The organism is Dietzia sp. HMSC21D01 (assembly GCF_001815995.1).
Lineage (GTDB): Bacteria > Actinomycetota > Actinomycetes > Mycobacteriales > Mycobacteriaceae > Dietzia > Dietzia cinnamea.
Genome location: NZ_KV823648.1, coordinates 1 through 1,858 on the forward strand (window position 1 = coordinate 1; position 1,858 = coordinate 1,858).

Genomic DNA, 1,858 nt, shown 5'->3' on the forward strand with positions numbered 1-1,858 from the left:
GAGCGTGTCGACGAGCCGCACGTAGAGCTCGTCGGACAGGGGCGCGCCGCCGCCCTCGGCGGTGGTGCGGAACGTCGCGAGGATCGGGGTGTCCGGCAGCGCGGCGGCCAGGGCGCCGAGGGCGGCCACCACCGGGACGGGATCGAACCCGCTCCCGGCGGCGTCGCGACCTCCCGCGGCGTCCGCCCCGACGGTGGCGGTGAACGGCTCGTAGAGGTCCACCCGCCACTCGATCAGGTCGAACGGCCGGGCGGCGCCCGCGGGGTCTTGGTCGTCCTCCGCCTCGTACGCCCGGATGTCCGCCACGCCGTCCTCGCCGGCTCCGGCGTCAACGCCGACTCCGGCTCCGACTCCGACGGCCCCGGCGCGGGCGCGCGCGAGTGCCTCGGCCTGTCGGCCGAGCTCGGAGCGGTCGCGCGCGGTGACCGGCACGATGATCGACGGCGAGTTCGCGTCCAGGTGCAGCGGAGTGCGGGGCATCCCTAGACCCTACGACGACCCGCGGGTAGCCTCGGCTGTCAGTCGCACACCTCGCACGGGCAGGGCCGACGCGCGGGGATCAGCTCGAGCGCGGAGAGGCCGCCGGTCCCGGCGGTGCGGTAGTAGCGCGCGGCCAGCACCAGCGTGCGCGACGGGCGCCGCACCGGCACGAGTTCCCAGGTCGGCCCGCCGGAGCCCTCGCACAGCAGGTGCCCGGCGTCGAAGACCTCCCCGGACAGGACGGTGTCACCCCACCGGGAGAGCAGTCCGGCGGTCTCCCGGGCGCTCAGCCCGCGGACCATCAGTTCCGGGTGCCCGACGCCTGTCAACCCGATCGTGTAGCCGAACCTCTGGTCCGGTGGTAGTGGTGCGGCCGTGCACTCCCCGCAGTCACACCCCTCGCCGATGTGGATGACGTGCATCCCGTGACGGTCGATGGCCGAGGCGATCCCGAGCATGGTCGGATCGATCGTCGCGGCGAGGCCGGAGCGGGAGGTGAGCGGGATGGCGGTGCGGGACATGGCTTCTCCTGATGGTGAGTCGTCCGGACTGTGGGTCCGATATCGAACAGGTGCTCGATACGGTGCAGACGGTAGATCGCGCCTACGACACGAACGGGTGACGATGAGGCCCGTGGCCGGCACGCGCCCGGTGCACACTGGTCACGACCGCGCGGGGATCGCGCGAAGACCGGGCAGGAGGGGGCATCGATGAGAGTGGCGTTGGCACTGGGATCCGGCGGGGCACGCGGGTACACGCACATCGGGGTGATCCGCGAGCTCGAGGCACGTGGGCACGAGGTCGTCGGCGTCTCCGGCGCGTCGATGGGCGCGATCGTGGGCGCGCTCTACGCGGCCGGGAAGCTCGACGACTTCGAGGACTGGGTGTGCGGGCTGACGCAGCGTGACGTCCTGCGGCTGCTCGACGTGTCCTTCGCCGGCGGCGGGGCCATCCGGGCCAACAAGATCATGGGCGTGATCGGCGCGATGCTCGGCGACGTCCGCATCGAGGACCTGGCCATCCCGTTCACCGCCGTCGCCACCGACCTTCGGGCCCGGCGCGAGGTGTGGTTCACCCGCGGGCCAGCCGACGTCGCCGTCCGGGCGTCGTTCGCCATCCCCAGCGTGATCACCCCGGCGCTCGTGGGCGGGCGGCTCATCATCGACGGCGGCGTCACCAACCCGGTCCCGCTGGAACCGCTCGCGCCGGTGAGCAGCGACCTGTTGCTGGCCGTGTCACTGACGGGCCGCCGGACCGGGATCCGGGGGTCGACGTTCGAGGAGAGCTCGGACCCCGATGAGGCGACGCCCGACGCGGAGCCGCGGATCGCCCGCAGGGGCCCCGGCGGCGGGGCGAGGCCGGCGGGACGGCTGGCCGG

At 73.6% G+C, this 1,858-nt stretch carries 3 protein-coding genes; 1 reads left to right on the top strand and 2 read right to left on the bottom strand.

Annotated features, from left to right (window positions below):
- Together HMPREF3086_RS01255 and HMPREF3086_RS01260 are read right to left on the bottom strand one after the other, a co-directional pair.
- A partial coding sequence (locus HMPREF3086_RS01255) for a type I 3-dehydroquinate dehydratase (RefSeq protein WP_141763944.1) occupies positions 1-480 on the bottom strand: 480 nt, incomplete at its 3' end.
- 38 nt (positions 481-518) lie between these two features.
- Positions 519-1,001: a DUF4262 domain-containing protein gene (locus HMPREF3086_RS01260; RefSeq protein WP_061228559.1), complete on the bottom strand. Its 483-nt coding sequence runs from the start codon at positions 999-1,001 to the stop codon at positions 519-521.
- A gap of 189 nt (positions 1,002-1,190) precedes the next feature.
- On the opposite strand from HMPREF3086_RS01260, the gene HMPREF3086_RS01265 reads away from it, so the two are divergent.
- On the top strand, positions 1,191-1,858 hold a 668-nt coding region (locus HMPREF3086_RS01265), incomplete at its 3' end, for a patatin-like phospholipase family protein (RefSeq protein ID WP_210401814.1).